The organism is Sandarakinorhabdus sp., assembly GCF_032115815.1.
GTDB lineage: Bacteria > Pseudomonadota > Alphaproteobacteria > Sphingomonadales > Sphingomonadaceae > Sandarakinorhabdus.
The window spans coordinates 22,345-28,995 of sequence record NZ_JAUMBI010000029.1; the positions used below are offsets into that span (position 1 = coordinate 22,345).

Here is a 6,651-nt window from a genome sequence, read left to right on the forward strand (position 1 = left end):
GCTCCCCGCCCCACAACATTGTCGCCAGCTAAGGCCGGCTCAGGCCACCTTGAACCCTTCGCGGTTCATGCGGTTGGTCAGCGCCTTCTTCTGCTCGTCGGTCAGCATCGCCTGCAAGGTCGGGAACACCACGTCCTCCTCCTCGCGCACGTGCGATTCAAAGGCGGTGCGAATGGCGGCGACCTTCTCCAGGAAGCCCGGCCCCTTCGCCTTGCCGATCATTTCAAGCGCATAAAGGCCCTGCTTCACCTCGAAATGATCGCTGTTCAGCGCTTCGGCCACATCGCTCTGGCCATGTTCGGCCACCACGCAGTAGATCACATACTCTTCCTGCACCTGGTGCTTGCCCATGGCGTACTGCAGTTCGAGCACCAGCGCGGCACGCTTGGCCATGTCCTCTTCCCGCGTCGCCGCCAACTGCTCCAGCAGCTTGCGCGCGGCCTGATGCTCGGCCTTCAGGCCTTCGAACCAGTCACCTGCCGCAAAGGTCGCCGCTTGCGACGCCGCCTTGCGACCCGCCGAAACCATCATGCCCAGCCCGAAACCAGCCACCCCGGCCATCAAGGCCGATGTGCCGCCGTTGCCGATCGTCATCTTCCGTCCCATCGTGCGTGCGCTTGTATCCGTCATGGTGAAATCTCCTTTTCCCATGACCATCAAATCCGCGGCGCGCGCGGTTGTTCCATCAATATGCGGTGTTCGTCCGGCTTTACGGGCAACCTGTCCCTGCAGGCGGAGAGGGCCGCAGACGCTCCACCCCGGACGCCCCCTTACTTCTTCGCCGCCGCCGCAACCTCATACAGCAGGTCCACCCACGCCAGCGACGCCTCATCAATCCCCGCCACCTTGGGGTCGGCGCTCTTGATCAGATACCATTCGTTTGGCGCATGGGCGCCGTTGCCGCGGCCCAGGCCGAACTGGCCGGTGGGCAGGCTGATCGGAGCGGCGGTGAACACCGAACCTGGCCAACTGCCGGCGTTGCGCACGATCAGGCGATAGGGGATGCCCGCCTTGTCCAGCGTCTTGCGCTGCGCCGTCACCAGCGCGGCATTCTCGTCAGTTTCGTTGGGGCCATAGCCGCCGCTCACCACCAGTTTCACATCATAGAATCCGCGCTTGGCCAGGTGCGCCTTCAGCTTGGCTTCGGCTTCGGCGCGCGTCATGTTCGGCACCAGCCGGAACTCCAGCTTGGCCTCCGCCCGGCTCGGCAGCACAGTCTTGCCGCCGGGGCCCATGTAACCGCTCACCAGGCCCTGGATGTTCACCGTTGGCTGGCTCACCAGCCGTTCCGAACTCGTCTGCAGATCCTCGTCATTGATCCAGCGGCCCACACCCACCGCCGCCTTGGCCTCTGCATCCGAGCTACCCTTCAGGCCTTCCGCGACGATCTCCTTCTGCCGCGCCGTCAGCGGTGCCACATTCTCGAACCAGCCATCAATGGTTGGCGTGTGGCCATCATCGGCCACCAGCGTATCCAGCGCCTTCACCAGCCGCCACGCCGGGCTTTCCACCCGGGCATGCACGCTCGAATGCACATCGGACTTGGGATAACGATTACTCGTCTCCCCACCCACGATCAGCTGAAACTCCACCGCGCCCTTGGCACCCAGGCTGATGCCCGCCGTGCCCTGGCTGTTCTGCAACGCCGAAGCGCCGATCACGCCCACCGTGCGCTTCAACGCCGCCGCCACTTCCGGATTGGTCACCACGTTGGGCAGGTTCGTGGAGGCAATCTCCTCCTCCCCCTCGGCAATCAGCACCAGGTTCACCGGCAACTTGCGCCCCGTCGCCTTGAACGCCTGCAACGCCGCCAGGAACGCCGTCTGCGGCCCCTTCTGATTCACCGCCCCGCGGCCCACGATCACCTGGCCCACCCCCGGCCGATCAACCAGCCGGCCCTCCAGCGGCGGCGATTGCCACTCCGCCGGATCATAATGCTTCACATCATACATCATGTAGACGCCCAAGGTGACCGGTGCGCCCGCATCCAGCGTCGCCAAAACCGCCGGCACGCCGCCCGATTCAATGATCTTGGCCTGCTGGAAACCGGCATCCAGCGCCAGCTTGCGCATATACTCTGGACCTTCCTTCACGTTCATGCCCATCGCCGCAATCGTCGGCAGCGCGATCCAGTTCCGGAGGTCCTGCACCGTGGTGTCATGCCGCGCCGCAATCGCCGCCGCCAGCGCCGCCCGCTTCGGGGTGGCGCTTGTCTGAGCGGGTGCCGCCATGACGGCAGACGCACTCACCGTAACCAACGCCAGCGCAATCATCATTCGACGCATGTTGAGTCCCCCCTTGGAGTGTTGATTTACCTTGCTGTCCCGCGCGCCTGGGGCGCGTCAAGCTGCAAAGAGGGAGGAAGAACGGCACGTCACCCTGCACTTGGTGCGGGGCGGCGGGCAGGTCCGCAGACCCTGCCCGCCGGAGGCCCCATTCTCTTCCTATCCCCTTTCGCCCTTGCCATCGCGCAGCCGCCCCGCTTTGATACCGATAACAAGGGGACACATCATGCGCACATTCATCGCCGCACTTCTGGCCGCCACCATCGCCGTTCCGGCCAGCGCGCAGGCGCTGCGAGCCGACCAGCAGGCGTTTCGCGCGCTCTACAAGGAGCTGGTGGAGACCAACACCACCGTATCCACCGGCAGTTGCAATCTGGCCGCCGAGCGGATGGCGGCGCGGTTGAAGGCAGCGGGATATGCGGATGCCGATATCAAGCTGTTCTCCGGTTCGGCCGAGCGCCCGCAGGATGGCGGGATGGTGGCCACGCTGAAAGGCAGTGACCCGAAGGCCAAGGCCATATTGCTGCTGTCCCACCTTGATGTGGTGGAGGCCAAGCGCGCCGATTGGGAGCGCGATCCCTTCGCCTTCATCGAGGAGGGCGGCTTTTTCTATGGTCGCGGCGTGAGCGACGACAAGGCCCACGGCGCGATCTTTACCGATGCGATGGTCCGCTTGAAGCAGGGCAAGGCGCCCAAGCGCACCGTGAAGCTGGCGCTGACCTGTGGCGAGGAAGGCGGACCCTACAACAGCGCCAAGTGGCTTGTGGAAGAGCATCGCGACTGGATCGATGCGGAATTTGCCTTGAACGAGGGCGGCGGCGGCAAGGCCGATGCGACCGGCAAGCCGATCAGCCTGGCCTTCCAGGCCGGCGAGAAGGTGTATCAGGATTTCACCCTGGAAACCCGCAACCCCGGCGGCCACAGCAGCCGGCCGCGCCCGGACAATGCGATCAATGAACTCGCCGCCGGTCTGGTGAACCTGGCGAAGAATGATTTCCCGGTGATCCTGTCGGACACGACGCGCGCCTATTTCGCCGAGATGGCCAAGCTCAGCGATGCGCCGACGGCGGCTGCCATCCGCGCCGTTCTGGCCAATCCGGCCGACACGGCTGCCGAAGCGATCGTGTCGAAAGATCCGGGCTGGCACTCCACCCTGCGCACCACCTGCGTGGCGACAATGCTGGACGCCGGCCATGCCCGCAACGCCCTGCCGCAGCGCGCCCAGGCCAATGTGAACTGCCGCATGTTCCCCGGTGAGAGCGTGGAGAAGGTGCGCGGGCAGATTGCCGAGCGGCTGGGCGATCCCACCATAAGCGTCACGCCGCGCGCATCGGAAAACCCGGAAAAGGCCGCACCGCCGCCACCGCTGTCTGATATGGTTTATGGCCCCGCCGTCGCGCTGGCGACGAAGCATTTCCCCGGCATCCCACTGATCCCCACCATGGCCACCGGCGCCACCGATGGTCGTTATCTGAACGCCGCCGGTATGCCGACCTATGGCATGCCCGGCCGCTTCGGCATGCCCGATGGCAATGGCGTCCACGGACTGAACGAGCGCATCTCGGTGGCCGGCGTGATGAAGGAACGCGATTATCTGTTCGATCTGATCAACGCCTACGCTGCCAAGTGACGCCAGCAATGCGCACCCTTTTCCTCGCTGCCGCCCTGCTTTCCGGCACTGCCGCGTCGGCCCAATTGCGCCCCGATCAGGCCGCGTTTCGCGGGCTCTACAAGGAGCTGATCGAGACCAACACCACGGTTTCCGCCGGCAGCTGTACGCTGGCGGCCGAGCGGATGGCGACGCGGCTGAAGGCGGCGGGCTTTGGTGATGCCGATATCAGGTTATTCAACGGGCCGAAGGATCGCCCCCAGGATGGCGGGCTGGTGGCAACGCTGGCGGGCAAAGATGCCAAGGCCCAGGCGATCCTGCTGCTCGCCCATATCGACGTGGTGGAAGCCAAGCGCGCCGATTGGGAGCGTGACCCGTTCACCCTGATCGAGGAAGGTGGCTGGTTCTATGGCCGTGGCACCAGTGACGACAAGGCCCAGGCCGCCATCTTCACCGACACGCTCATCCGCCTGAAAGCCGCCGGCAAACCGCTGAAGCGCACGCTGAAACTGGCGCTGACCTGCGGCGAGGAAAGCCCGGCCGTGTTCAACGGCGCCGAATGGCTTGTGAAGGAACACAAGGACTGGATCGACGCCGAATTCGCGCTGAACGAAGGCGGCATTGGCGTTTCGGACGACAAGGGCAACCCGCTGAAACTCGCCTTCCAGGCAGGCGAGAAGGTCTACCAGGATTTCCGGCTGGAAGCCCGCAACCCCGGCGGCCACAGCAGCCAGCCGCGGCCCGACAACGCCATCTATCAGCTCACGGCCGGGCTGAACCGGCTGGCGGCGACAGAATTCCCGGTGCAGTTCACCGATGCCAGCCGCGCCTATTTCACCGCCATGGCCGGCCAAGTGGGCGGCGAGGTGGGGGCTGCGATGCGGGCCTTGCTCGCCAATCCGGGTGATGCAGCGGCAAACGCCATCGTGTCGCGCGACCCGAACTGGCATTCGATGCTGCGCACCACCTGTGTGGCAACGCGGCTGGATGCCGGCCATGCCAACAACGCACTGGCCCAGCGCGCTTCGGCCAACATCAACTGCCGCATGTTCCCCGGAGACAGCCTTGAGAAAGTGCGCGGCCAGATCATCGCCGCTGTGGCCGATCCTGGCCTGACGCTGATCACCGATGCCGAGGTGAGCCCGACACCGCCACCACCACCGCTGACACCCGCCATCTATGATCCGGCGGTGGCGCTGGCGAAAAAGCACTTCCCCGGCGTGCCGGTGCTGCCCACGTTGGTGACAGGTGCCACCGATGGCCGCTTCCTGAGCGCCGGCGGCATCCCCACCTATGGCGTGCCCGGCATGGTGGCCGACAAGACGCTCAACAATGTTCACGGCCTCAACGAACGGATCAGCGTGACCAATCTCTACACCACGCGCGATTATCTGTTCGATCTGATCAACGCCTACGCTGCCAAATAAGGATAAACCGATGCGCGCGCTCTTCCTCGCTACAGCCCTGTTCGCTGGCACCGCAGCTCAGGCTCAATATGTCAGCCAGCAGCCCGGCGAGGCCCAGTTCCGCGCGCTGTTCAAGGAAATGGTGGAAACCGACACCAGCCTCACCACCGGCAGCTGCACAGCGGCGGCTGAAAAGCTCGCCGTGCGCTTCAAGGCGGCGGGCTATAGCGATGCCGACATCACCCAGTTCAGCGTGCCGGAATTCCCCAAGGATGGCGGCATCGTCGTCCATCTGAAGGGCAGCGACCCCAAGGTGAAGCCGATGCTGCTGCTCGGCCACCTCGACGTGGTCGCCGCCAAGCCGGAAGACTGGACGCGCAGCCCGTTCACGCTGATCGAGGAAAGCGGCTATTTCTATGGCCGCGGCACCTTTGACGACAAGGCGCAGGCCAGCATCTGGGCCGATCTGCTCATCCGCATGAAGGCCGGCAAGGCGCCGAAACGGACCATCAAGCTGGCGCTGACCTGCGGCGAGGAAACTACCTATGCCTTCAACGGTGCCGATTGGCTGGCCAAGAACCGCCCCGAACTGATCATGGCCGAATTCGCGCTCAACGAAGGCGGCGGCGGCCGCAACGGCCCCGATGGCAAGCCGCAGGGCCTGGCCGTGCAGGTGGGGGAAAAGACGGTGCAGAATTTCTGGATCGAAGCCACCAACCCCGGCGGCCACAGCAGCGTGCCGCGCCCCGATAACGCCATCACCGATCTCACCGCCGCCGTGGTCGCCGTGAACCGGCACGAATTCCCCGTGCAGTTCACCGATACCACCCGCACCTATTTCACCACGCTGGCGAAGGTGATGCCCAATCCGGTTGGCCCCGCGATGGCCCGCCTGCTCACCAACCCAAATGATGCGGAAGCCAATCGCATCGTTTCGATGGACCCGACCAATCACAGCGTGCTGCGCACCACCTGCGTCACCACTCTGCTGGAAGCCGGCCACGCCGAAAATGCCCTGGCCCAGCGCGCCCGCGCAAACGTGAACTGCCGCATGTTCCCGGGCACCGATCCCAATGCGCTGAAAGCCGATCTGGAAAAGATCATAGCCAATCCCAAGGTGAGCATCAGCCTGAAACCGCCGATCCGCCCGGTGGCCAAGCCCACCCCAATGAACCCCGCCATCATCGGCCCCATGCAGACCATCGCCACGAAGCATTTCCCCGGCGTGCCCATGCTGGCGATGATGAGCACCGGCGCCACCGATGCCATCTTCGTCACGCCCGTAGGCATCCCGGTGTATGGCGCCCCCGGCACGATGATCGATGCCGATGGCAACGGCATTCACGGCCTC

At 64.8% G+C, this 6,651-nt stretch carries 5 protein-coding genes; 3 read left to right on the forward strand and 2 right to left on the reverse strand.

Annotated features, from left to right (window positions below):
* Positions 1 to 39: 39 nt before the first annotated feature.
* Both RT662_RS01495 and RT662_RS01500 read right to left on the reverse strand, forming a co-directional pair.
* Positions 40 to 630, reverse strand: a complete 591-nt coding sequence (locus RT662_RS01495; protein WP_313668549.1) for a hemerythrin domain-containing protein — start codon at positions 628 to 630, stop codon at positions 40 to 42.
* Between the two features lie 140 nt (positions 631 to 770).
* Complete coding sequence (locus tag RT662_RS01500) at positions 771 to 2,285, reverse strand: M20/M25/M40 family metallo-hydrolase (RefSeq protein ID WP_313668550.1); 1,515 nt, start codon at positions 2,283 to 2,285, stop codon at positions 771 to 773.
* 226 nt (positions 2,286 to 2,511) lie between these two features.
* On the opposite strand from RT662_RS01500, the gene RT662_RS01505 reads away from it, so the two are divergent.
* The 3 genes from RT662_RS01505 to RT662_RS01515 form a co-directional block, all read left to right on the forward strand.
* Positions 2,512 to 3,915 (forward strand): M20/M25/M40 family metallo-hydrolase, encoded by a 1,404-nt coding sequence (locus RT662_RS01505; protein WP_313668552.1) that lies wholly within the window; start codon positions 2,512 to 2,514, stop codon positions 3,913 to 3,915.
* 8 nt (positions 3,916 to 3,923) lie between these two features.
* Positions 3,924 to 5,321 (forward strand): M20/M25/M40 family metallo-hydrolase, encoded by a 1,398-nt coding sequence (locus RT662_RS01510; RefSeq protein ID WP_313668553.1) that lies wholly within the window; start codon positions 3,924 to 3,926, stop codon positions 5,319 to 5,321.
* 10 nt (positions 5,322 to 5,331) lie between these two features.
* The coding region (locus RT662_RS01515; protein WP_313668555.1) for a M20/M25/M40 family metallo-hydrolase at positions 5,332 to 6,651 on the forward strand (1,320 nt) is incomplete at its 3' end.